Consider the following 21,762-nt stretch of genomic DNA (forward strand, 5'->3'; position numbering starts at 1 on the left):
TGCGGTGCGTGCTTTGTGAAGGCTTTGCCTTGGAGCGGGCCGGCTGCTCCTCGCTGTGGGGGCGGTGGTCGGCCTCTGTCGTTTGTGGTCAGTGGACGTGAGGGCCGTAAGGGCTCCAGCCGTGGAGGAAGGGCTTGAGGGGCAACGGCCCGGGCATGACGCTCGTCTCACCGCGGGGGTCCGGTCCCGGCCCCGAAGCCGTACCGCGTGGGAGCGGCGGCGGCCACACGGGGCGGCTTGGAATGGCTCCGTCCGGCGTGCGGATCTATGCCGAACCGCAGGGGGGTATGGGGACCGGGACTGGTGTCACACTCGCTCCCTCGGGAAGCGATGGCCACCCGGCCGGCACCTGGAACCCGCCGGGCTTCGGCCGCCACGGTCAACGTCACATAGTGCGCCAGCATGGCAGTGGCCCCGGGGCCACGGCACGGGCGGGCGCGCGGCGTTCGGAACCTGGCTCTATCGAGATGTTCCGTGCGACCAACACCGCCGCCCCTGGAGGCAACGGCCCCGGCCCGGCGAGCCAGGCCGTCCCGCCCGGCTCGGACTTCGACTTCCGGGTGCCCGGCGTCCGGATCTTCACCGACTACACCAACCCCGGCAGCCCAGTGGCCGGACTCGGATACCCTGGACAGGGATTCGGCACTGACGACGGCCCCGAAGACGGCCCGCAGTACAACTGCGACAACGGCACGTCCACCACGACCTGGACACACGGCACCAACCGCACCACCCAGGTCAGCGGCTGGGTGCCGCTGTGCAACCTGGTCCGGCTGTGAGGAGGGACGAAACGATGGCCTTCCGCACGCGACTGCGTTGGGCGGTCCCGCTGGCGGCCGTTGTCGGCGCCGGGGCACTCACCGTGCTCACCCCGCGTACTCCGCGCTCGCCGCAACCCCGGCTGAACACGTCCACGCTGACACGGCCCGTCCGGCGGACGACTTCCGTTGGGACTCCCGGGCACCGGGCGTGCGCATTTTCCACGACGCCGCCGCCAACTCGTCCGTGGTGGGCCTCGGTTATCCGGGGCAGATCTTCCTCAGCCCCGGCGGCACCGGCGGACCCGACTACACATGCGACAACGGCGAGACAACCCACACCTGGGAGCAGGGCGCCGACCAGGCGACTGGCGTGGCCGGCTGGGTGCCGCTATGCAACCTCGTGCTGTCCTGACGCACACCCAACCCGGGGCCAAGGGACGTAGATCGGCAACATACGGGGAGGGCAACATGGACTGGCGTGTCGCACGCAGTCTGGACGTGCTGTTGGAGCAGTTCAACGCGCGGTTTCCGCAACAGGACAAGAGCAGCGACGGCTCCATCGGGGACAGCAACCATCAGAACCGGGACAGCGACCACAACCCCTGGTGCGGCCCGGGCATCGTCACCGCCCGCGACTTCACCCACGACCCGGCCCCGGTATGGACATCAACCGGATCACCGACGAACTACTGATCTTTTCGTAAGTTCGGTGGGTGTGGTGGGTGGATGGTCAGGCCGGTGTGGGCGAGGAAGGACCATGGCAGTTGCGGGTTGTGGTTGATGCGGTGAATGCCTTGTTCGGTGGCGTCGGCAACGTCGGCGAGGTGGTCGCCGGCGAGGTTGGCGAGTTCGCGTTTCTTCAACGACGACCACAGCAGCTCCACCGGGTTCAGCTCGGGCGCGTAGGCGGGTAATCGCTCCAGAGTCAGCCAGTCCTGTTCCGCGACCCATGCCCGCATCGCCCGACTCCAGTGGGCGGACAGGCCGTCCCACACCAGAATCACCCTGTCCCCGCAGTAAGAACTCGCGCGGATAGGCGTGGGCTTACGGGCATCGCCTCGGGCGGTTGTCCCAGCGGTGGGTAGTCCAGGATCGTCGGATCAGGCTGCGGACGGTGATGATCGTGTCCGCGAGGTCGAAGAAGGCGTCGATCACGACGGTGCGGCGTTCGTAGCAGCGGGAAAGACGGTGGAAGGCGTTCTGCCAGGCGTGGGTGCGCTCGACGTGCCATCGCCGGCTCGCCTGAATCGGTGCTTTCTCGCCCTTGTGCGCTATCCGACCGTGCGGCCCGCGTTCGTCGAGCAGGGCACGGGTCTTGTTCGAGTCGTACGCAGCGTCCAGGTGCACCGTGATGTCGTCGGGCAGTGGCCCGAGTTCCGCGAGGCGGTCCAGGGTCGGGGCCAGCAGCGGAGAGTCGTGACAGTTCGCACCGGCCAGAACACGGCCGAGCGGGATTCCGTAGCCGTCTGTCATGCCGGAGCGTTTCAGGCCCTGTTTTCCCCGGTCGACCGGGGAGCGCCCGGCGACCTCACCGCCGCCGGGTGCCTTGGTGAGGGAGCCATCGATGGCGATCTGATCCAGCATCAGGGCGACGATGCGGTCGTAGGAGTCGAGCGCGATCTGCTTCAACTGGCTGAAGATGCCCAGGCGGATCCACTCGTCGCGACGGCTGCGGATGGTGCTGGCCGAGCAGGTCGTGTCAGCGATCGCCTCGTAGGGGCAGCCGAACCGCAGCAACTGCAGAAGCTTGTCGAACACGATCCGGTCACTGATGCGCGGACGGTGGCAGCGCAGAGGATGGTCCGGGTGGTAGAGCGGCCGTTGGGGCAGCAGCGCCGAAAACTGGTCCCACAGCGGTTCGGTCAGCCATGACGGAAGGACAGGCACAGGTCTCCCCGGTGATCGCAGAGCGTCGCGCTGGGGCTGGCCGCAGCGATCACCTCGACTGCCTGCGTCCGACTGATAGGCCCTTCCCGAACGTCGCCGCATTCATGGTCGCACTCCAGAGTTGACCATCCCACCCCAGCGTTGTCATCATTGATGACAACGCTGATGTTTGCGAGAGTGGGGGACGGACATGGCTGTGGGCAAGGGCCGGGCGGTGCGGTTGTCGCCGGAGCTGATCGTGGAGGCGGCCGTGCGGATCGCGGCGCGGGCGGAGCCGGACGGGCTGACCGGACGGGCTCTGGGAGAGGAACTGGGCGTGGACCGGTCGGCAGTCTGGCGGCATTTCGCGGACCGGGACGCGCTGCTGCTGGCGGTGGGTGACCGGCTGCTGGCAATGGCCGTGGAGCGTGTGCCCGATGGCCTGGGGCCGCGGGAGGTTCTGCAGGAGCTGGCCCGCTCCCTGGTGGAGGTCTTTGAAGCCCACCCGTATGTCGGTGCGGCCGTCGCGTGCCGGACCACCCGCGGCCCGGGGGAGTTCGCCGCGATCGAGATGATGCTCGCGGCGCTGGAGGAGATCGATCTGGACGAGGGCAGTGTGGCCCGCTACCAACGGATGCTCGCCGATACCGTGCTGGCGTACGCGGGCATGCGTGCCGGGTATGCCGCGCTCCCGCAGGAGGTGCGCGCCGCTGACGAGCATGCCTGGGCCGGGGCGTACGCCACCATCTCCCCCGAGCGCTATCCGGCCATCACCACGCACCTGCCCCACCTGGCAGCGCAGGACGACGAGGCCGTCTTCCAGACGCTGATGGAGGCGTTCTGGCTGGCCGTCGACGCAACCGCCCGCACCACCCCCAAGGACGACGCCGATGTCTGACCACCGCCCTGCTGTGGAAGCCGCCGACGAGGCTGACGAGGCTGTCGACACGGACCAGAAAGCCCCCCAGGACAACGGTCCCGAACCGGCAGCCAACTCCCAGTCCGCTTCCGCAGCCGGTCCCACCACCCGGGCCGTGGAGCCGACCGACCGCACCGTGGCCGCCTCGCGTTCCGCAAAGCCGCGGACACGGCGCGTACTACGGCGCACCCTCATCGCACTGCCGGTGGCGCTTGGCGTGCCGGTGACCGGCTCCTACACGGCCACCGCGCTGCTGGACATCCCCTCCCCACCCACGCTGGTCCAACTGCTGACCACCGAGCCCTCGCGGCAGGGCGACCTGTTCGCCACCCGCACAGTCCCCGCCTCCGCCACGCCGGCACCCCTGCCCGTCCACGACGAGTCGCTTCCTTCGACCGTGCCGTGGAAGGGCGAGCGGGTGCCGGTCGAGCAGTTCTTGATGACCACCCACACCAATGCCTTCCTTGTCCTCAGGAATGGCCGGCTGACCCACGAGTGGTACCGCGACGGGGTGGGCCCCACCACCCGCCTGTCGTCCTGGTCGGCCGCCAAGTCGGTGGTGTCCCTGCTCGCCGGGCAAGCCATCGAGCAGGGCAGACTCCGGGAAGACGACCGGCTGGTCGATATCCTGCCCCAGCTGAAGACCAGCGGGGCCTACGACGCCATCACGGTGCGCGACCTGCTGGACATGACCTCGGGCGTGGACGTCCCGGAGAACTACAACGAGTTCTACCCGCTGACCGGCACCGCCCGGATGTACCTCACCCGGGACCTGCCCGCCTTCGCGCAGGACCATCGCGACCTGCAGTTCCCGCCGGGCAGCCAAGGCGCCTACCGCAGCATCGACACCGAACTCCTCGGACAGGTCCTGGCCAAGCTCCAAGGACGGCCGCTGGCCGACCTCCTGGCGGACAACATCTGGGCACCGATGGGAGCACAGGACAGCGCCACCTGGAACCTTGACCACGACAACGGCCACGAGAAGGCGTTCTGCTGCATCAACGCCACCCCGCGCGACTACGCCAAGCTCGGCCAGCTCGTCCTGAACAACGGCCGCGCCCAGGGCAAACAGATCATCCCCCTGGCATGGATCAAGCGCATCGCCACCCCAGCACCCCACAAGGTCGACGGCTGGGGCTACTCCGCGCAGTGGTGGCATCCGCCCGGCGGAAACGGCAAGGACTACTCCGCCCTCGGCGTGTACGGGCAGTACATCTACGTCGACCCCGTAAGCAGGACCGTCGTGGTGAAACTCAGCGACTACGGGGACCAACAAGACGAACAGGAGACCTTCGACGCCCTACGCGCCATCGCTCAGCGCGGCTGACCTGTGCCTGCCGCGCTGTCACGGGTACCCCCGCGCCTATCTGCGCGAGCTCTAAAACGTCTTGACCTGTTCCAAGACCTCGATGAGGGCGGTGGAGTCGTAGCTGCCGGGCTTGAGGTGGAAACACAGGCGGGGACCACGGTCGGGGTCGGTGGCGTGGTAGCCAAGAGCCGCGGCCATCGACGCCCGTTTCCAGTTCAACCGGTGCCGCAGGAGCGGAGTGCGGCCGCGGGGTGCGTAGGTGCGGCGGACCTGAGGCAACAAAGAGACACCCGATTCGTCGAGGAACACGATCCAGGCACGTGTGTTCACCGCCCCTTTTTGATGCGCGGCCACTCGTGCGCGATCCAGCGGGCGATCTCAGACTCGTCCCGCTCCACCGCCCGGCGCTCGGGACGCTGCAGACTCCACCCCAGCCGGCCGGTCAGCAGACGCCACACCGACGCCCGCGACAGCCACACCCCCGTCACACGCTCGACGACCAGGCCGACTCGCTCCAAGGTCCACAGATCGGCCTCGAACCCATGAGCCTGGGCACCCCGCTCCAACGCCGCCCGCACCTCGTTCACCTGGCCGTCGTCCAACTTGGGCGGGCGACCAGTAGCCGAGCGCCGCCGCAAGGCCGAAGCTCCACCTCCCTCCCACACGCGCCTCCACCGCCGCACGCTCTCGGCACACACCCCCACCGCCCGCGCGATCTCCACATTCGACCCTCCCTCCTCGAACAACTCGACCGCCCGCACACGACGCGCCTCCGCCAACTGCGGCCGCGACAAAGGAGGAACAGAAGAACCAGACACAGAGGACGAAGGCAGATAGGGCACCCCGACACCCTCCCACCGACAAGACCTCCACCGAACTTACGAAAAGATCAGTAGTGCTGAGTTCCGCTATCTGTGGGCATAACACCTTGTAGCGGGGTGGATTCGGGTTTCGGGGCGGGTGTTGGCCGGTGGTGTTGCGGGCACGGCAGAGCCGTGATCAGGACGAGGAAGCGGTGGTGCGTCGGCTGGCGTGGGCACGCAAGGCGCCGCGGGATGCGGTGATGCGGGCCCGCATGGTCGAGTTGAGTTGGGACGGTTGGTGGGTACCGGCGATCGCCGTGGAGCTGTGGTGAGAAGACGGTGCGGCGGTGGCTGCACCGGTTCAACCGCTCCGGTCTGGAGGGGCTGGAGGATCTGGGTGGTCAGGGCCGCAAACGGCGGATCACCGAGGCCGAGCGGTCGAGAATCATCGGTCTGGTCAAGCAGGCACCGCCGGGGCGGTTGGCCGTGGGGCCGGATGGGGAGTTGGTCGCAGCCGACGAGTCCGGTCCGCCGGAGTGGACGCTGGACGGCCTGGCCGCCGAGGCCAAGCGCCTGGGGATCCACGTCGGGCGTTCGCAGGTCCGCCGGATCTTGCTGGCCGAGGGGGTGCGGTGGCGTCGCACCAGGTCATGGACGCGCTCGAAGGATCCGGACTTCGAGGGAAAAGGACGCGGATCATCGAGCTCTACACCAGTCCGCCCGACGGCACCACGGTCGTGTGCGCCGACGAGCTCGGGCCGGTGATCCCGCGCACGTTCCCGTCGGCGCCGGGCTGGTCGCCGAACGGACACCGCAGCAAAGCCGAACTCGACTACAGCCGCGGACCGAAGAAGACGTGGGTCTACGGCGCCTTACGCGTCACCGACGGCCATGCAGTCACGATGACCGCCCCCTCGCGTAACAGTGCCTTCTACCAGCAGTTTCTTCAGAAAGTCGAAGACGCCAACCCCACCGGGGAGATTGTGGTGGTCACAGACAACCTGTCGTCCCACAACAGTTTCTCCACCCGAATGTGGTTGGAAGACCACCCGCGCATCCGACATATCTTCATCCCAGTCGGTGCCTGCTGGCTGAACCTGCAGGAAGGCTGATGGCGCATCTTCCGCAAAGCCGCCCTGGCAGGCCAGTCCTTCGCCGGGCCCAGCGAGATCGACCATGCCACCCGCCTCACAACCACCCAGCTCAACACCCGTGCCAAGCCGTGGGTGTGGGGCAAACCCACCCCACCAACCCGCCAACTACGACGACCTGCGCCGCCCCTGGGAGAAGCCCCTCGCACCAGACCGGCTCACCCCCGCGCGGGTGCGACGAGGCTATCCCCGCATCCGGCGGGTCCTGGGCACTCCCGCCAGACCGCCGAAAGCCACCCGACCCGGCCCAGGCGCGCCCACCAGGCCGCACTACCAGCCCCGCACCCCGCCACCCCGTCGGCAAACATCCCCGCAAAAAGGACACCCCCCGACCCTGAAAGCCGAGGGGAAAGCTTTAATTTCAAGCTTAAGTAAGTGGCAGCGGCATTGCGACTAGGCCGCAGGAACAGGCTGTTCGATGGTGAACTTCGCACGCAGGGCGGTGCTGTAGCGGCGTAGGAGCAAGATGGCGGTGGCGGCGAGGCCGGTGAGCAGGCCGAGCCAGATGCCGAGGGTGTGGAGCTCGGCGGCGTAGCCCAGGAGCCATGCGGCGGGCAGGCCGATGAGCCAGTAGCCGATGAGGGTGATGCGGAAGCTGCTCTTGGTGTCATCGAGGCCGCGCAGGAGCCCGACGCCGATGTTCTGGGCGCAGTCGAAGAACTGCAGGACCATGATGACGAGGAGCAGGTGGGTGGCGATCGACACCGCCTGTGCGTCGCGGGAGCTGCTGGTGTCGAAGAAGGGGCTCAGCACCAGGTTGGACAGTGTGACGTAGACGATGCCCACCACGACCATGACGGCGCCGGCGCAGGCCAGGGCGGTGTTCTTGATCCGCAAGGCCGCCTCGGGCCGGTCGAGGGCGAGTTCGCGGCTGACGTTGATGGATGCGGCGTGCGAGAGGCCGACGGCGACCTGGAAGACGATGTAGACGAGCTGGTTGACGGCGGTGTGCGCGGCCAGCGCGGCGCTGCCGAAGGAGCCGGCCATCAGGGCCGTGACGGAGAAGAAGCCGGCCTCCGAGCCGTAGGTCGCGGCGATGGGTACGCCGAGCTGGACCAGGCGGCGGACGGCGGCACGGTCGGCTTTGACGATGTTGAGGCTCAGGAGGGGCCCGAGGACGTTGTCCTTCTTCGCCGACAGGTAGAGGGCGAGGAAGGAGAGCAGGTAGACCAGGGAGGTGGCCACGCCGACGCCGGGCAGGCCCAGCTTGGGCAGGCCCCAGGTGCCGTGGATGAGCACCCAGTTGATGGCGGCATTTACGGCGACGGAGGCGATGGTGATCTGCAGCAGCGCCTGCGGGCGGCGCATGCCCACGGTGAACTGGCGGATTGCCTGGAACCAGAGGCAGGGCAGCAGTCCGGGGGCGAGGGCCAGCAGTATGGTCTGCGCGCGGGCGACGACGTCGGCTTCCTGTCCCAGGAAGGCCAGGGCCTGGCCGATGAGGAGCATCAGCACGGCCCCGGCGATGCCGGCGAGGGTGGCCACGGCCAGGCTGGCGCGAACGATCTTGCGTACCTCCTGGTCACCGTTCTGCTCGGCACTGTTCGGCGCGTTGTTCTCTTGGGCCGCTTCGGCACGTGCGGCGGCGCCGGCTATCTGGTTGCCGACGGAGGTGACCAGACCGACGCCCATCGTGCGCAGCTGGTTGAAGATGACGATGGCCAGCCCGCCCGCCGCGAGGTCGGCTGTACCGAGCATGCCCATCATCACGGTGTCGGTGGTGGTCAGTGCCACTTGTGCGAGCTGCGTGAGGATAAGGGGGACGGCGAGGGTGGCCAGGGCGCGACTGTCGCGGAGGAGGGTGGTCAGCTGCATGGCGGCTATCAAATCCTGCGGAGTTTGGTGATCTTCTCGTCGATCTCGTGCTCGATGGCGGGATCAATGAGGTTGTGGGCGTTCATCCACTCGTCGTTGAAGACGGTGTCCATGTACTTCTCGCCGCCGTCGTTGACCAGGGCGACCATAGTGCTGCCCGGCGGGAGGGAAGGCAGGCGGGTCAGGGCCTCGTGGACGACTCCGCCCGCCGAGCCGCCGATCAGCAGACCTGTACGGGCCACGGCGCGGGCGGTGGCGAAGGCTTCGACGTCGCCGACCTTGACGCCTTCGTCGATCAGGTCGAAGTCGACGAGCGCGCCGATTTCGGCGCCCTCGGGGGTGCCGGTGCCGGACTGGTAGTAGTCGTGGGCCGGGCCGCCGAAGGCGATGGACCCCTTGGGCTCGACGCCGACGGTGGTGAAGTCGGGGTGGAGTTTGCGCAGTTCGCGGGTGGTGCCGCACAGCATGCCGCCGGTGCCCACCGCACCGATCACGACGTCGATATCGCCGTCGAGTGCCTGGTGGAGTTCGTGGGCGACGGGGAAGTATCCGACGCCGTTGGCGGGGTTGTTGTGCTGCTCGGTGAAGATGGTGTTGTCCTGGCCGCGGGCCATGTCCTCGGCGAGCTCCTCGCGGGCGGCGGTGGCCAGCTCCTCGGTGCCGTCGTCGACCACATAGACCAGCTCAGCGCCGAGCGCCTTCATGCCGCGCAGTTTGTCGGCGGCGGCATGGTTGTCGACGACGGCGGTGAAGGTGTAGCCGCGCTCGACTGCGATGACCGCCAGGCCCAGGCCGGTGTTGCCGGAGGTGGATTCGATGATGCGGCCCCCGGGCCGCAGCTCGCCGGCCTGCTCAGCGGCGTCCACCATCGCACGAGCCATGCGGATCTTGGCGGAGCCGGTCGGGTTGTACATCTCCAGTTTGAGCAGCAGGCGGCTGCCGGTCTCGGTGCGGCACAGCTCCAGCAGCGGGGTGTATCCGATGAGGTCGGATATGCGGGAGACCACGGCGGGGCGCGCGAGGGCCTCGTTCATGGGAAGACTCCTGGGCGGGTCGAAGGAAGTCAGCATGCGGGGCGGCGGTCCAGGCGCCAGCGCGGGCGGTCGCCCGGGCGGTCCACTACGACCTTGGTGGGCAGCGGCAGGTCGTGGAAGGGGGATTCGTTGGAGTCCATCTGGTAGCCGGCCGTGTTCGGGTAGACGAGCAGGTCCCCGACCCTGGGTCGCGCGGGGAGGGGGATCTTGCGCCAGGTGAGCATGTCCGACTCCAGGCACGAAGCTCCTCCCACGCATGTGGGGTGGATGCCGCCGCCGGAGGGCCGGCCGGTGGGGGGCACCAGCTGCGGGTCGGGCAGATATTCGCTGTTGAACCACTGCTCGGACAGGCTCAGGCTGGTGCCGTCGACGGTGACGATCTGGTAGTCCTCGCGGTCCTTGACGCCCTGGACGCGGAAGACGGAGGCTCCGGCGCCGTCCAGCAGGGCGCGGCCGGGCTCCATCATCAGCAGCGTGCCGGTGTCCTTCAGCCGTGCCGCGAGGGTTTCCTGTCCGCCCTCGGGGACGCTGTCCAGGATGGTGCGCAGGGCGTCGGCCCCGGCCACGGGTGAGTGGTACGGGTAGAAGTCGCCGCTCTGGAACGACTTGCGTGCGTGGTAGTGCTCGGGTCGCTGGTCGGCGAGGAAGGTGTGCCAGTGGACGGCCGAGCTGTAGTCGACCGCGAAGCCGCCGCCGATGCTGATCCGGTCGGCCTGCAGCCCCAGCACCCGGGCCTTCAGGCACAGGTCGACGAGCTCTCCGGCGAGGTCGGCGCGCGGCTGGGTGGCATAGCCGGACAGATGGAAGCTGAAGCCCTCCATCCGCACGGCGTCGCCAGCACGCACACACCGGTCCAGCGCGATCTCGATCTCGGCTTCGTTCATGCCGAAGCGGCTGTGTGCTTGGGCGGGCGGCAGTCGGCGCAGCAGCACCCGGGCAGGGCGGATCGTGCCGGTCAGCGCGAGCGTGATGAGCAGGTCGAGTTCGTCCAGCGCGTCCACGGCGATCAAAGAGCCCTGGAGGAGTGCGAGGCGCAGTAGTTCGTCGCTCTTGGCCGGGCCGGTGACGACGATGTTCTCGCCGCGCACCCCGTGCCCGAGAGCTTCGCTCATTTCCCCGGTGCTCGCGACGTCGACGCCTGCTTGGTGGGCGGCGCAGCGTTCCATCCATACTGCTGCCTTGTTGGCCTTCTTCGCGTAGTACACCCGCCCCTGCACACCCGCGTCGCTCAGGGCGGTGCGGAAGGCGGCGAGGTTGGCGTCGAAGCGGTGCGGCAGCAGGAAGTGGAAGGGCCCGCCGAAGGCGTAGGACAGTTCGTGCAGCAGGCCGCTGTCCAGTACCCGGTCGGTATCCGGGTCCGTGTGGGCGGGCAGCGTCGGGATGTTTGCGGTGTGCAGGTGGGTCACTGCCACAGCGGCACCTGCATTCCCAGGCCCTGGTCGAGGGCGAGTTGGGCGAAGCGGTGGCCCAGGGCGATGTCGGTGACGACGAGTCCGCTGTTGTAGGCGAAGATGCGTTCCTTCGCGGACCGGCGGCCGGCGGTGATGCCTGCTATGACGGGCGGGAACTCGGTGTCGACGGCGGGGAAGTTGCCGTTCTCGTCGGCCATGTCGGTGCCCGTCACCTTCATCTGTGCCTCGCTGGTGGCCACGACCCGGTCGGCGCGGTGGAGCGTGGAGGGTGCCAGCCCGTGGCCGACGAGGATCGAGAGCGCACCGGACTTGAGCCAGCCTGCCTCTACAGCTGCCGGGGTGTGGCTGCCGGCGGTGGCAACGATGATGTCGGCATCCGACGCTGCTGCCCGCGGATCGGTGACGATCTCCACGTCCCGGTCGGGGAAGCGCGTGCGCAGTTCCTCGCGTACCGCGGCGATGCCCTCGGAGTGGGTGCCGAACAGCATCAACCGGTCGAGGTCCGGCAGCGTCGTCAGCAGGAAGGGCAGGGCGAGCCGTCCTTGGGTGCCGGTGCCGATGACCAGGGCGCTGCGGGCGCCGGGCCGGGCGCATTCACGTGCCAGCAGGGCGGAGACGGCCGGGGTGCGCAGCGAGCCGATGCGGCCGCAGTCCATCATCGCGACGGGCAGGCCGGTGACGTCGTCGTAGAGGGTGAGCGCGGTGTAGTAGTGCTGCTCGTCGCGGCCTTTGTCGAGTCCGTGTTTGTACGAGGTCTTGATGGCGACGACGTTGCGGGAGCCGTCCCGGCCGAGCATCGCGTAGGAGACCGAGTGCCCGTCCTCGGGCTTGACGGTCAGCTTGCGGGGGTTGTCCGACTTTCCGGCGTGCAGGGTGCGGTAGGCGCCCTCCACGGTGGCGACGACATCGGCAAGGGATATGTCGATCCCGGCGAGGTCGCTGGTGGACAGGATGCGCAGGGTCTTGTCGTCGGTGGGTATGGAGTGGGCTTCGTCGGCCACGGTGATCTCGGTCATCTCTGTCCTCGTGGGGGCTTCAGGCGGCGTGGGCTTCGATGGCGGCCTGGCCGTAGCCGTGCTCGTCCTCTTCGGCCAGGGGCCGCGTGCGGCGCGCCGGGACACGGACGGAGGCGCGCTTGAGCCACCGGTCGGTGCCGTCGTAGCGGGCCTGGAAGGGCACGCGGCCGTGGACGACGAGGTCGTTGTCGACGATCAGGACTTCGCCGGGGCTCAGGCTCACGGCGCCCGAGACGCGGGCGAGTTCGGCCGACAGACGCTCGTAGGCGGCCCGGTGGGCGGGGGAGGCGTCATCGAGGGGGGTGTAGGCAGGGTCGAAGCGGAGGGTGAGGCCGTCCTTGGCGTGGAAGAGCGTGGGCACGCCGGTCGGCTTCCCGCCGTCGTAGCCCTGCGCCTCGGTGTAGGCGTCGTCGGGGAGGATCGGCAACCGCGGCCGGGTCAGCAGCGCGATGTCGGCCTCGGAGAGCCGGACGTTGCGGATGCTCGCCGCGGTGGTGGCGATGTTGTCGTGGTTGCGCATGCAGCCGAGCATCAGCAGGTGGGCACGCCCGGGGTGGAAGGCGTCCTCGGTGTGCGGGCTGAGCAGCACGGTGCTACTGGCGCCGGTCTGCTCGGTCTCGTGGCCGGGGGCGGGGACGATGTTGTGCACAAAGCGGCCGTCCTGCTGTCCTTCCCACGCGATGGGGTTGCCCATGACGGTGGCGAGCAGGAGCAGAACGATGTCGTAGACGGCTGCGCTGTCGCCGGCAGTTGCCCAACTGGAGGGCGTGGGGCCTATCTCGGCGTCGTCGACATCCAGACCGCGCAGAACGAACAGGCCGGCGTCGGTGTCCACGGGGCGCAGCTCGTGGCGGATCGGCTCGCTCAGGTCGCCGGCGACTTCACCGACGCGGGCGAGGAGTTCGGGGGACGTGGCCGAGGTGCCGAATTCGGCGAGGATCTTCTGGGCGGCCTGGCGCAGTTCCCCGACGCTGGTGGCGTCGAGCTGACGGACGGGGGCGGCTCCCGTGGTCATGTCGAGGTAATCCGTTTCCGTTGAAGGCGGGGGGAGGTCCGGTGCGACGCTGCGCAGCGATGGCGCAGCTCGCTCGACGAACCGACAAGAGGCGTTATGGGGGTTTTGCCTAGCGCTGGTGTCCGGCGGACAGTGACGAAGGTACCGACGACTCTTAGGTAAGGCAAACCTAACTTCAATATCCGACCGAGTGTCCGGTTTCGCGCAACTCTCACCCACAAAGGGCCGGTTGACGTCGACCAATCAAGGCATTGGACGTCGCGCGCCCTTGCGGAAACGGTTGCCATTAGGGTAGGCAAACCTAAGTAACTGGAACTGAGTGGAGCGAGGCAACGTGGACTTCAAGAGGCGACAGGTCCTGTGGGCCGGTGGCGGCATAGGCGCGGCCGTGCTGCTTGCCGCCTGCGGGGGCGGGAATGGCGCGGCCTCTTCCGACTCGGGCGCCAAGCCGAGAAGGGGCGGCACGCTCCGCATCGGTGCACTGGGCCGCTCCTCGGCCATCACCCGCGACCCGCATGGCAACCAGGGCAACGAGAGCGACTACCTCGTCATCGCGCTCGTCTACGACACCCTCACGGCGCCGGGCCTCAAGGACAACACCGTTGGCCGCCTGGCCACCTCTTTCAAGCCCTCGAAGGACCTCAAGACCTGGCGCTTCACCGTCGCCAAGGGCGCGACCTTCCACGACGGGACCCCGGTCACCGCCGACGACGTGGTCTGGTCCCTGCGCCGCCTGCGCAACACACCCGCCGGTGCAGCGCGTCTACCTGGCATCAAGGCGGACAACATCACCGCCGAGGGCAAGGACACCGTCGTCCTGGTCTCCGACTTCGCCAACGCCGAGCTGCCCATGCTCACGCGCCTGTCGACGTTCATCATGAAGAAGAACACCCCTGAGAAGGACATCGCCAAGGCGCCGGGCACCGGCCCCTTCAAGCTCGACTGGTACCGGGGCGGCAACGCCCGTCTGCTGCGCAACGAGCACTGGCACGGCGGCCAGGTCTACCTCGACGCCATCGAGGTGACCATGTTCGAAAGCCCCCAGGCGATGGCGAACGCCATGATGTCCGGTCAGATCGACCTGGCCTCCAACGCCGGTGCCGTCGCGGCCCGCACCGCCGATGCCCGTAAGGACATCAAGGTCATCCGACGTCCCAACGACATGGCCATGCCGATCGTGATGCGCACCTCCAGCGGCCCGTTCGCCGACCCCAAGGTCCGCGAGGCGATGAAGCTCGTCGTGGACCGCGACGCGATGGTCAAGCAGGTGCTCTCCGGGTACGGCACCGTCGCCAACGACATCCTGGGCACCGCCGACCCCGACTACGCCAAGGGCATCCCGCAGCGCCACCACGACCTGGCCAAGGCCAAGCAGCTGCTGAAGGAAGCCCAGTTCGACTTCTCCAAGACCTACGAGCTGGTCACCACCGAGGACATCTCCGGACTGGCCGAGTCCGCGACGCTCTTCGCCTCCCAGGCCCGAGAGGCCGGGATCAAGATCGATGTCGTCAAGCAGGAGTCCGGCACCTTCTACCAGAAGACCTGGCTCAAGGGTGACCTCTACACCAACTACTGGGGCACCAACGACTCCGTGGTCTTCTTCGCTTCCAAGACCATGACCACCGGAGCGGGCCAGAATGAAGCCGACTGGTCCGACAAGGACTTCGACGCCGCCTACCATAAGGTCCTCGCCACCGCCGACCCCAAGGCCCGCGCCGCCGCGCTGCATGACCTCCAGCAGGTCGAGTACGACAAGTCCGGCTATCTGCTGTGGGGCATGGCCGACGGCATCGATCTTGCCGCGCCCAAGGTCCACGGCCTGCCCAAGCTCCCCGGCTATGGCCGCGTCCAGCTCGAAAACGTCTGGCTCGCCCCGTGACCGACACGACCACCCGCCAGGCCGAGGCCGCGCGCCGCATCGTTCAGGCAGCCCTGCGTGCCGTCGCCGTAGTGGGCAAACGTCTCGTGATGCTGGTGGTGTTGCTCGCCGTGGTGTTCGCCGCGATCGAGCTGCTGCCCGGCGACGCCGCCTCAGCCACCTCCGAACGTGGCGAAGGCGCATCGGGCATCGCCGCCCGCCGGCATCTGCTCGGCCTCGACCGGCCGGTCTGGGAACGATTCTGGGACTGGATCACCGCTCTGCCCACCGGGGACTTCGGCACCTCCGCCCGGGGCCAGCGCGTCACCGACCTGCTCGCCGACCCGCTGCCCAACACCATCGTGCTGGCCACCACCGCCTTCGTCCTCACGGTCGTTGCGGCACTGGCGCTCGGCATCTGGGCCGCCGCCCGCCCCCGCGGTGTTCTCGACCGGGTAGTGGATCTCACCTCCACCGCAGCCTTCGCACTGCCCGAATTCGTCGTCTCCATCGGGCTGTTGCTGGTGCTGTCCCTGTGGACCGGCTGGCTGCCCGCCGCCACCGTCACCGGCGGCGACGGCTCCCCCGCAACCTGGACCATGCTGATCATGCCGGTACTGGCCCTGACCATCCCGCAGACCGGATGGAACACCCGCATCGTCCGCGCCGCCCTCGCCGACCAGGCCGCCACCCCCCACGTGGAAGCCGCCCGCCTCGACGGTCTGCCCAACCACCGTGTGCTGCTGCGCCACGCCCTGCCGGGCGCCTGGCCGGCCATCGCCACCGGCATCGCCACCTCCACGGGCATGCTGCTCGGGGGAACCGTGGTCGTGGAGACCTTGTTCAACTACCCCGGCATCGGCACGGTGCTGGCCGGTGCGGTCGCCGACCGCGACACCCCCGTCATCGCTGCCGTCGTCACCTGCGCGGCTGCCCTCATCACCGTCATCCTTCTCCTGGCCGACCTCGTCCGCGCCCGCACCCTGGGAGCCCGACCATGACCGCCGCCGCGGTTCTCAACCAGGGGACCGCTCGCCGCCCCTGGCTACGGATCCTCCTACCCGTCGCACCCGCCGTCCTGCTCGCCCTCGTGGCCGTCCTGGGGCCGCTACTGGCCGCGCACCCCGTCGACAAGCCGGTCACCGCGCCCTACGCCACAGCAGCCGACGGATCTCCGTTGGGGGGCGACCAACTCGGCCGCGACGTCCTCAGCCGACTGCTGCACGGCGGCAACGCCCTGATCGGCAACGCCCTGATCGTGGCGCTCGTCGTCACGTTCCTGGCCACCCTGCTCGGTTGCTTCGCCGTGCTCAGTCCCCGGCTCGGGCGCCTCGTCGAGCGCATCGCGGACACCGCCATGCTCCTGCCGCCGGTCCTGGGCATCATGCTCCTCGCGCTTGCCTGGCCTGGTGGCGGACGGCTCGCCGTCACCCTGGCCGCCATGGTCCTGGGCACCCCCTATGCGGTGCGCATCGTGGCCAGCGCGGCCGCACCACTCGCCACCGCTGGGTTCGTCGAAGCCGCCACCGCGAGCGGCGAACGCATCGGATACCTGGCACTGCGCGAGATCCTCCCCAACCTCCGCGCCACCATCCTCGCTCTGTTCGGCCTGCGCTTCGTCGAAGCCGTATACGTCATCTCCATGGCCGGCTTCCTCCAGCTCGGCCCCCAACCACCCGAAGCCGACTGGGCACTGATGATCCGCGAGAACGGACCCGGCATCCTCCTCAACCCCTGGGCCGTCGTCACGCCCGGCCTGGCCATCGGACTTCTCGCCATCAGCGTCAACCTCGCCGCCAATGCCCTGGCACCGGCCGCGGCCCGCAAGGCAGCCCTGCGATGACCACCACCGGCCACCCCGCACCCACACCCCAGGACGCCGCCATGGCCACGACCCACGCCCCACTACCCGTCACGGTCACCAACCTCGAAATCAGCCTCTCCAACGGCCCGACCCTGCTCAGCACCACCAACCTCAGCCTGGAAGCGGGCAGGATCGCGGCACTCACCGGCCCCTCGGGCTCAGGCAAGACAACCTTGCTGCGCGCCCTCATCGGAGACCTTCCACAAGGCGGCGAACTCGCCTCCGGCCGCGTCGAGATATTTGAACAGGATGTCTTCGCACTCGCCCCGGACGCACTGCGGGCGCTTCGCCGCAACCGCATCGCCTATGTCGGGCAAGACCCCGGCTCCGCCCTCAACCCCCGTATGACCGCAGCACGCCTGATCGCAGAGGTCGCCACCGACCCGACCCCCAAGGCTGTCGCGGCACTGATGGCCCAGTGCCACCTCGACGAAACTCTCGCGCACCACCGTCCCGGCGCACTGTCCGGGGGCCAGCAGCGCCGCCTCGCCCTGGCCCGCGCGCTGGCCCGGAAGCCCGACGTTCTCCTGCTCGACGAGCCCACCGCCGGCCTCGACACCGCCCTGCGCGATGAGATCACCGACCTGCTCCAGCACCTCGCAGGCGACCGAGGCATGACGATCGCCTTCGCCTGCCACGACTTGCACGTCGTCGAAACCTGCGCCGACACCGTCATCGCCCTCAGCGGCCCCGCCCCGGCCAGCCGGCCTGACCGGTCGACGGCCCGTCGTCGCCTCCCCGCACCACATGCTGCACCCGCCGACGGCCTGCGCGCCCATGGACTACAGGTGGCCTTCACCCACAAAGGCCACACCCACGAAGCACTCAAGGACGCGGACTTCCACGCCCCCCCAGGCACCTCGACCGGCATCATCGGCCCCTCAGGGTCCGGCAAGACCACCCTCCTGCGCGTCCTCGCCGGACTGCAGACCCCTGGCGCCGGAACTCTCACCTTCAATGGCCAGATGCTGCCCCCCGCAGCACGCAGACGCACCCGAGACCATCAGCGCCGCATCCAACTCATCCCGCAAAATCCCCTCGGCGCCCTCAACCCCGCACGTACGGTAGGCGCTTCGATCGCCCGGCCGCTGCAACTGCATCGCGTCGTCGCGAAGGCCCATGTTCCGGACCGGGTGCGCACCCTCCTCGACGACGTCGGCCTCCCCGAAGAATTCGCCCGGCGCTATCCGCACGAACTGTCCGGCGGACAGCGCCAACGCGCCTCCATCGCCCGCGCCTTGGCCACCGAACCCGAACTGCTGCTCTGCGACGAGGTCACCTCCGCACTCGACCCCGCGACCACGGAGAGCGTGATGGCGCTGCTCACCCGGCTGCGCACCGAGAACGGCCTCACCCTCGTCCTCGTCAGCCACGAACTCGACGTCATCGCGGCCCACTCCGACACCGCCCACCACATCGACGGCGGGCACGTGCACGCCGCAGTGCCCAGCGCCGGCCTCAGCATCGGCGTCCCCGCGTAGCGCCGGTCCCCCGCCTGGCCTTCCGCTCGGTGGTTCGCTGGTCTGGCATGAGCCGGTTGGAAGGGCAACGCGGCGTGCTGGCAGCCAAGTTCGAGGCGATTCTGCCGCACCTCGACGAGCGGCAGCGTCGTCGGTTGATAGGGGCAGAAGCCCAGTCCCTCGGCCACGGCGGGATCGGAGCGGTTGCCTGTGCCGCCGGTGTCCGTGAGGCCACTGTGTCTGCCGGAATGCGGGAACTCCACAGAACATAACGGGGACCGCCGGCCTCATGGGTCATCGCAGTGGCATCTACGGCGACTCGTCCGCTCCGGCCGCCGGGACCGCCAGGGCGGCCGTGACAACCGCGGCGAGCTTTGCCGGTGTCGGGTGGGACAGTAGCTCCCGCAGGGACACCGTCACGCTCAGTCCGTCCCGCATGCGGTTCACCATCTGGGTGCCGAGCAGGGAGTGATCGCCCAGCTCGGAGAAGTCGTCGTTGACCCCGATGCCCGCAAACCCGAGGAACTCTTCCCGCAGCGCCACGATCCGCTTCTCGGTCTCGCCGCGCGGAGCCGTGTAGCCGGACCTCAGTCCAGCGGGCCGCGTCGGGCGGTCCCCGGCGGAGCCTCCTTCGGTTCCGCGGGCACGGGCCGTACTTCGGCGGCCTGCGCGGGCATGCCGGCGCCCCGGCGCCCTGCTCCCCGCTCGGCCCGTTCCAGTGGCGCTCCCGCTGGAACGGGTAGCCGGGCAGCGCGGCCCTGCGCCGCGGCCCGTCGTGCAGCGCGCGCCACCGCCCCTCGCCGCCTGCCAGCCACAGGTCCCCGATCCCGAGCAGCAGCGTCTCCATGTCGTCGCCCGCCTCGCCAGGGCGGCGCATCGTCCGGACGGTGGAGATCCCCCGCCGTTCGGCCAGGGTCACCCTGGCCAGGGTGGACAACGTGGTGCCGGGCCCGACCTCGACCAGCACGGTACGGCCCTTGGAAGCCGCGGTACGGACCGCATCCGCGAAGCGCACCGGCCAGCGGGCGTGGCCGCCCCAGTACGCGGGGTCCGTGGCCTGCTCGGGGGTGATCGGCTACGGACGGCTGACCCTCCTCACGAGTGTCATCGCTACGCCGCACGGCAAGGCGCTCTATCGGCTCACGCTGCGATGGCAGACACACCAAGGTTTTGTCTACATTCACGTAGACCGCCTACGGTGCACCGACGTACGGATGCGGGGAGAGGGGCGGAGCGCGGGCGCGGTCGGAGCGCGAGCTGGGCGTCCGACGCCGCTCAGCGCCGTCACACAGCAGCGGGGCGCGCGCTGCCCGCGCAGTGGAGCGCCGATCATCAACCAGGGAGTGTGCTTTGGGCCAGTCGGAGATCCTCGCAGAGGTGGATGTCGCCAGTGCGGGCCGGTCCGTGATGAAGAAGCTTCCGGAGGTGACTCTGGCCTTCTGGATCATGAAGATCGCGGCTACCACCTTGGGTGAGACGGCCGGAGATCTGTTCTCCCAGACGCTGAAACTGGGTTACTTTCTCACCACGATCGCGCTGTTCCTGGTGTTCGTGGTGACGCTGGTGGTGCAACTGCGGTCCAAGCGCTACAACCCGTTCTTCTACTGGACGGTCATCCTGTCCACCAGCATGGCCGGCACCACCGTGTCGGACTTCATGAACCGTGACGCCAGCGAGAAGTACCTCACGGGGGGCGCGACCTCTCTCGGCTGGGGCCCGCAGGGCCTGGGTCTGGGATACCCCGCAGGCGCCGCGATCCTGATCTCCCTGCTGATCGTCATCTTCCTCGCCTGGAAGTTCACCGGGCAGTCCTTCGTCATCCGTGACATCGTCACGTTTCGCGGCGAGGCGCTCTTCTGGTCCGCGATCCTGGTGTCGAACACGCTCGGTACGTCCATGGGGGACTTCCTCTCCGACAGCTCCGGCCTCGGCTATGCGGGCGGCGCCCTGCTGGTAACTGGGCTCCTGGCCGTACTCGTCGCTCTCATGCGGGTGCCTGCCGTCCCCAATGTCGCGCTGTTCTGGATCGCCTTCGTCCTGACCCGCCCCCTCGGAGCCACGGCAGGCGACTTCCTCACCAAGCCTGTCGCCAAGGGCGGGCTCGATCTCGGCACCGCAGGCTCCTCGGCGGTACTCCTGGCCGTTCTCTTCGGCCTCATGGCTTACGCCCACCTGCAAGAGCGCAGGGATGCCGCCGCCCGCGATGAGCAACTCACCCCGCTGTCGTAACTGCCAGGTCCAGCGATCAACGGTCGGCGCCCAACGCTGCCCCGCCCGGCGCTCAACCGGTCGTGCTCGGGGCAGGCCGAGGCCCACCACGGCACGGGCACCGGATCGGGTGCACAGAGCGGTTGTGTTCTTCCTTCCAGGCCGGCAGCTCGGCCTGGCCGTGCTCGCGGCGGTGGGGATGATCAGAGCGGTGCCCCGGTAGCCCCCGTCGGCGATGACGGTGCCGTCCTCGAGAAAGCCCGTGTCATCGACGATCAACGCGGTCGGCTTGTCGACGTGCTGCAAGTTCTGCCGCCCTGTCGGTTGCACACGGCGAACCTCGGGGCGTCCGCCGGCCCTGGCGCACTATCGGTCTGATGCGGCCTCGCGGGCCGGACCTGACCCGGGGGGCTCCAGCCGGTAGCCGTGGCCGCGCAGGGTGGTGATCTCGGGCAGGCGCACGGCAACCGGTGCGGCGGTGGCGGCTTGGTGGGGGCGGCGGCGCAGGGAGGCCATGGTGACGTCCAGCGTTTTGGTGGAGCCGAACCAGTTCTCGTCCCAGACCTGGGCCATCAGCGTTTCGCGGGAAACGGCGGCTCCGGCGTGCTGGGCCAAGACGAGGAGCAGTTCGAAATCCTTGGGGCGCAGCGTGACCTCACGAGCGTGGAGCAGACGGCGCCGTGCGGTGATGTCCACGGTCAGGTCGCCCAGATGAATCGGCCCTTCCCGCTCAGGTGAGCCGGTCGGGCGGCGGCGCAGGTGCGCGCGGACCCGGGCCGACAAGACGGCCAGGGTGAAGGGTTTGACGAGGTAGTCGTCGGCTCCGGCGTCCAGGCCGGCGATGACGTCGATCTCGTCGCTGCGGGCGGTGAGGATGATGATGAGCAGCTCGGGGAATTCGGCGCGCAGCGTGCGGGCGATGTCGATGCCGTCGGTGTCGGGCAAGCCGAGATCGAGGAGCCTGGCCGTCCCCGGCCGCACCACCGATCAGATCCTCGACATCCTCCTCGACAACGCCCGCCGGCACGGCCGCGGAACGGTCGAGGTCACCTTGCGTGACGTCGAAGCTGCCCTCGCCCTCGACGCCACCGACGAGGGGGCCGTGCTGCCTTCTGCGAGAACTCTCTTCGACCGCGGCACCACCACGGGGCCGGGCCAGGGGATCGGGCTGCCCCTGGCAGCGGGCCTGGCCGAAGCCGCCGGAGGCCGGCTCAGCCTCGCCCAGGCCGAACCGACCAGATCCACCCTGCTCCTGCCGCGCGAGAGCTAGC

At 68.9% G+C, this 21,762-nt stretch carries 24 protein-coding genes and 3 pseudogenes; 16 read left to right on the forward strand and 11 right to left on the reverse strand.

Translation table 11 applies throughout. The annotated features are described in order from the left end of the window. The first annotated feature begins 467 nt into the window (after nt 1-467). The 3 genes from CG747_RS32125 (at nt 468) to CG747_RS32135 (ending at nt 1,454) form a co-directional block, all read left to right on the forward strand. A complete protein-coding gene (locus tag CG747_RS32125) occupies nt 468-779 on the forward strand; it encodes a hypothetical protein (RefSeq protein WP_100605378.1) in 312 nt (103 codons plus the stop codon). Nucleotides 780-969: 190 nt separating this feature from the next. Then, the gene (locus tag CG747_RS32130; RefSeq protein ID WP_100605379.1) at nt 970-1,173 is read left to right on the forward strand and encodes a hypothetical protein; all 204 of its coding nucleotides are present in this window, start codon (nt 970-972) and stop codon (nt 1,171-1,173) included. Between the two features lie 56 nt (nt 1,174-1,229). Beyond that, a complete protein-coding gene (locus CG747_RS32135; RefSeq protein ID WP_100605380.1) occupies nt 1,230-1,454 on the forward strand; it encodes a hypothetical protein in 225 nt (74 codons plus the stop codon). Here CG747_RS32135 and CG747_RS32140 read toward each other — a convergent pair. Both CG747_RS32140 and CG747_RS32145 read right to left on the reverse strand, forming a co-directional pair. After that, the gene (locus tag CG747_RS32140) at nt 1,448-1,765 is read right to left on the reverse strand and encodes a transposase (RefSeq protein ID WP_257980882.1); all 318 of its coding nucleotides are present in this window, start codon (nt 1,763-1,765) and stop codon (nt 1,448-1,450) included. The two genes, CG747_RS32135 and CG747_RS32140, sit on opposite strands and share 7 nt — an antisense overlap. Before the next feature lie 40 nt (nt 1,766-1,805). Further along, entirely contained in the window at nt 1,806-2,648 is an 843-nt protein-coding gene (locus CG747_RS32145; protein WP_100605381.1) for an IS5 family transposase, read from the reverse strand. Between the two features lie 190 nt (nt 2,649-2,838). Between CG747_RS32145 and CG747_RS32150 the strand changes: the two genes are divergently transcribed. Together CG747_RS32150 and CG747_RS32155 are read left to right on the forward strand one after the other, a co-directional pair. Then, entirely contained in the window at nt 2,839-3,525 is a 687-nt protein-coding gene (locus tag CG747_RS32150; RefSeq protein WP_100605382.1) for a TetR/AcrR family transcriptional regulator, read from the forward strand. Continuing rightward, complete coding sequence (locus CG747_RS32155; protein ID WP_100605383.1) at nt 3,518-4,873, forward strand: serine hydrolase; 1,356 nt, start codon at nt 3,518-3,520, stop codon at nt 4,871-4,873. The genes CG747_RS32150 and CG747_RS32155 overlap by 8 nt, the downstream gene beginning before the upstream one ends. A 51-nt stretch (nt 4,874-4,924) precedes the next feature. Here the strand turns inward: CG747_RS32155 and CG747_RS32160 are convergent, their stop codons facing one another. Together CG747_RS32160 and CG747_RS32165 are read right to left on the reverse strand one after the other, a co-directional pair. Continuing rightward, nucleotides 4,925-5,185, reverse strand: coding sequence for a transposase (locus CG747_RS32160; RefSeq protein WP_257980883.1), 261 nt, complete (start codon nt 5,183-5,185; stop codon nt 4,925-4,927). Further along, nucleotides 5,182-5,697 carry a winged helix-turn-helix domain-containing protein gene (locus CG747_RS32165; RefSeq protein WP_100605384.1) on the reverse strand — a complete coding sequence of 172 codons (516 nt, stop codon included), beginning with the start codon at nt 5,695-5,697 and terminating at the stop codon, nt 5,182-5,184. Before CG747_RS32165 ends, CG747_RS32160 begins: the two co-directional genes overlap by 4 nt. Nucleotides 5,698-5,825: 128 nt before the next feature. Between CG747_RS32165 and CG747_RS49930 the strand changes: the two genes are divergently transcribed. The 4 genes and pseudogenes from CG747_RS49930 to CG747_RS49940 all read left to right on the forward strand — a co-directional run. Continuing rightward, complete coding sequence (locus CG747_RS49930; protein ID WP_257980884.1) at nt 5,826-5,990, forward strand: hypothetical protein; 165 nt, start codon at nt 5,826-5,828, stop codon at nt 5,988-5,990. 7 nt (nt 5,991-5,997) lie between these two features. Beyond that, a pseudogene (locus CG747_RS49935) lies at nt 5,998-6,213 on the forward strand (helix-turn-helix domain-containing protein); the annotation flags it as partial. Nucleotides 6,214-6,290: 77 nt separating this feature from the next. Further along, entirely contained in the window at nt 6,291-6,770 is a 480-nt protein-coding gene (locus CG747_RS32175; protein ID WP_257980885.1) for a transposase, read from the forward strand. A gap of 154 nt (nt 6,771-6,924) precedes the next feature. After that, a pseudogene (locus tag CG747_RS49940) lies at nt 6,925-7,147 on the forward strand (transposase); the annotation flags it as partial. 55 nt (nt 7,148-7,202) lie between these two features. Here CG747_RS49940 and CG747_RS32180 read toward each other — a convergent pair. The 5 genes from CG747_RS32180 to CG747_RS32200 are packed head-to-tail and all read right to left on the reverse strand — an operon-like array spanning nt 7,203 to nt 13,101. Then, nucleotides 7,203-8,624: an MATE family efflux transporter gene (locus CG747_RS32180; protein WP_100605385.1), complete on the reverse strand. Its 1,422-nt coding sequence runs from the start codon at nt 8,622-8,624 to the stop codon at nt 7,203-7,205. Nucleotides 8,625-8,632: 8 nt separating this feature from the next. Then, nucleotides 8,633-9,658, reverse strand: a complete 1,026-nt coding sequence (locus tag CG747_RS32185) for a cysteine synthase family protein (RefSeq protein ID WP_100605386.1) — start codon at nt 9,656-9,658, stop codon at nt 8,633-8,635. Between the two features lie 29 nt (nt 9,659-9,687). Continuing rightward, nucleotides 9,688-11,070: a Y4yA family PLP-dependent enzyme gene (locus CG747_RS32190; protein ID WP_100605387.1), complete on the reverse strand. Its 1,383-nt coding sequence runs from the start codon at nt 11,068-11,070 to the stop codon at nt 9,688-9,690. Further along, complete coding sequence (locus CG747_RS32195; protein ID WP_100605388.1) at nt 11,061-12,086, reverse strand: ornithine cyclodeaminase family protein; 1,026 nt, start codon at nt 12,084-12,086, stop codon at nt 11,061-11,063. Before CG747_RS32195 ends, CG747_RS32190 begins: the two co-directional genes overlap by 10 nt. A gap of 19 nt (nt 12,087-12,105) precedes the next feature. After that, nucleotides 12,106-13,101, reverse strand: a complete 996-nt coding sequence (locus CG747_RS32200) for a TauD/TfdA family dioxygenase (protein WP_100605389.1) — start codon at nt 13,099-13,101, stop codon at nt 12,106-12,108. 334 nt (nt 13,102-13,435) lie between these two features. Here CG747_RS32200 and CG747_RS32205 point away from each other — a divergent pair, with 334 nt between their 5' ends. The 5 genes and pseudogenes from CG747_RS32205 to CG747_RS32225 all read left to right on the forward strand — a co-directional run. Continuing rightward, entirely contained in the window at nt 13,436-14,980 is a 1,545-nt protein-coding gene (locus CG747_RS32205) for an ABC transporter substrate-binding protein (protein WP_100605390.1), read from the forward strand. After that, nucleotides 14,977-15,960 carry an ABC transporter permease gene (locus tag CG747_RS32210; protein ID WP_374701849.1) on the forward strand — a complete coding sequence of 328 codons (984 nt, stop codon included), beginning with the start codon at nt 14,977-14,979 and terminating at the stop codon, nt 15,958-15,960. The genes CG747_RS32205 and CG747_RS32210 overlap by 4 nt, the downstream gene beginning before the upstream one ends. Next, nucleotides 15,957-16,802 (forward strand): ABC transporter permease, encoded by an 846-nt coding sequence (locus tag CG747_RS32215; protein WP_100605391.1) that lies wholly within the window; start codon nt 15,957-15,959, stop codon nt 16,800-16,802. Before CG747_RS32210 ends, CG747_RS32215 begins: the two co-directional genes overlap by 4 nt. Continuing rightward, entirely contained in the window at nt 16,799-18,304 is a 1,506-nt protein-coding gene (locus CG747_RS32220) for an ABC transporter ATP-binding protein (protein WP_100605392.1), read from the forward strand. Before CG747_RS32215 ends, CG747_RS32220 begins: the two co-directional genes overlap by 4 nt. A gap of 47 nt (nt 18,305-18,351) precedes the next feature. Beyond that, nucleotides 18,352-18,543: pseudogene (locus CG747_RS32225) on the forward strand (ISAzo13 family transposase); the annotation flags it as partial. 49 nt (nt 18,544-18,592) lie between these two features. Here the strand turns inward: CG747_RS32225 and CG747_RS48285 are convergent. Continuing rightward, complete coding sequence (locus CG747_RS48285; RefSeq protein WP_180985784.1) at nt 18,593-18,826, reverse strand: phosphopantetheine-binding protein; 234 nt, start codon at nt 18,824-18,826, stop codon at nt 18,593-18,595. Nucleotides 18,827-19,633: 807 nt separating this feature from the next. Here CG747_RS48285 and CG747_RS32235 point away from each other — a divergent pair. Next, nucleotides 19,634-20,512: a hypothetical protein gene (locus CG747_RS32235; protein ID WP_219621548.1), complete on the forward strand. Its 879-nt coding sequence runs from the start codon at nt 19,634-19,636 to the stop codon at nt 20,510-20,512. A 345-nt stretch (nt 20,513-20,857) separates the two neighbouring features. Here CG747_RS32235 and CG747_RS32245 read toward each other — a convergent pair whose 3' ends face one another. Beyond that, nucleotides 20,858-21,436 carry a response regulator transcription factor gene (locus CG747_RS32245; protein WP_308303817.1) on the reverse strand — a complete coding sequence of 193 codons (579 nt, stop codon included), beginning with the start codon at nt 21,434-21,436 and terminating at the stop codon, nt 20,858-20,860. Here CG747_RS32245 and CG747_RS46945 point away from each other — a divergent pair. After that, entirely contained in the window at nt 21,411-21,761 is a 351-nt protein-coding gene (locus CG747_RS46945; protein ID WP_180985786.1) for an ATP-binding protein, read from the forward strand. The two genes, CG747_RS32245 and CG747_RS46945, sit on opposite strands and share 26 nt — an antisense overlap. The last annotated feature ends 1 nt before the right edge of the window (nt 21,762 follow it).

This window comes from Streptomyces sp. CB02959 (genome assembly GCF_002803155.1).
In the GTDB taxonomy this organism is placed as follows: Bacteria; Actinomycetota; Actinomycetes; order Streptomycetales; family Streptomycetaceae; genus Streptomyces.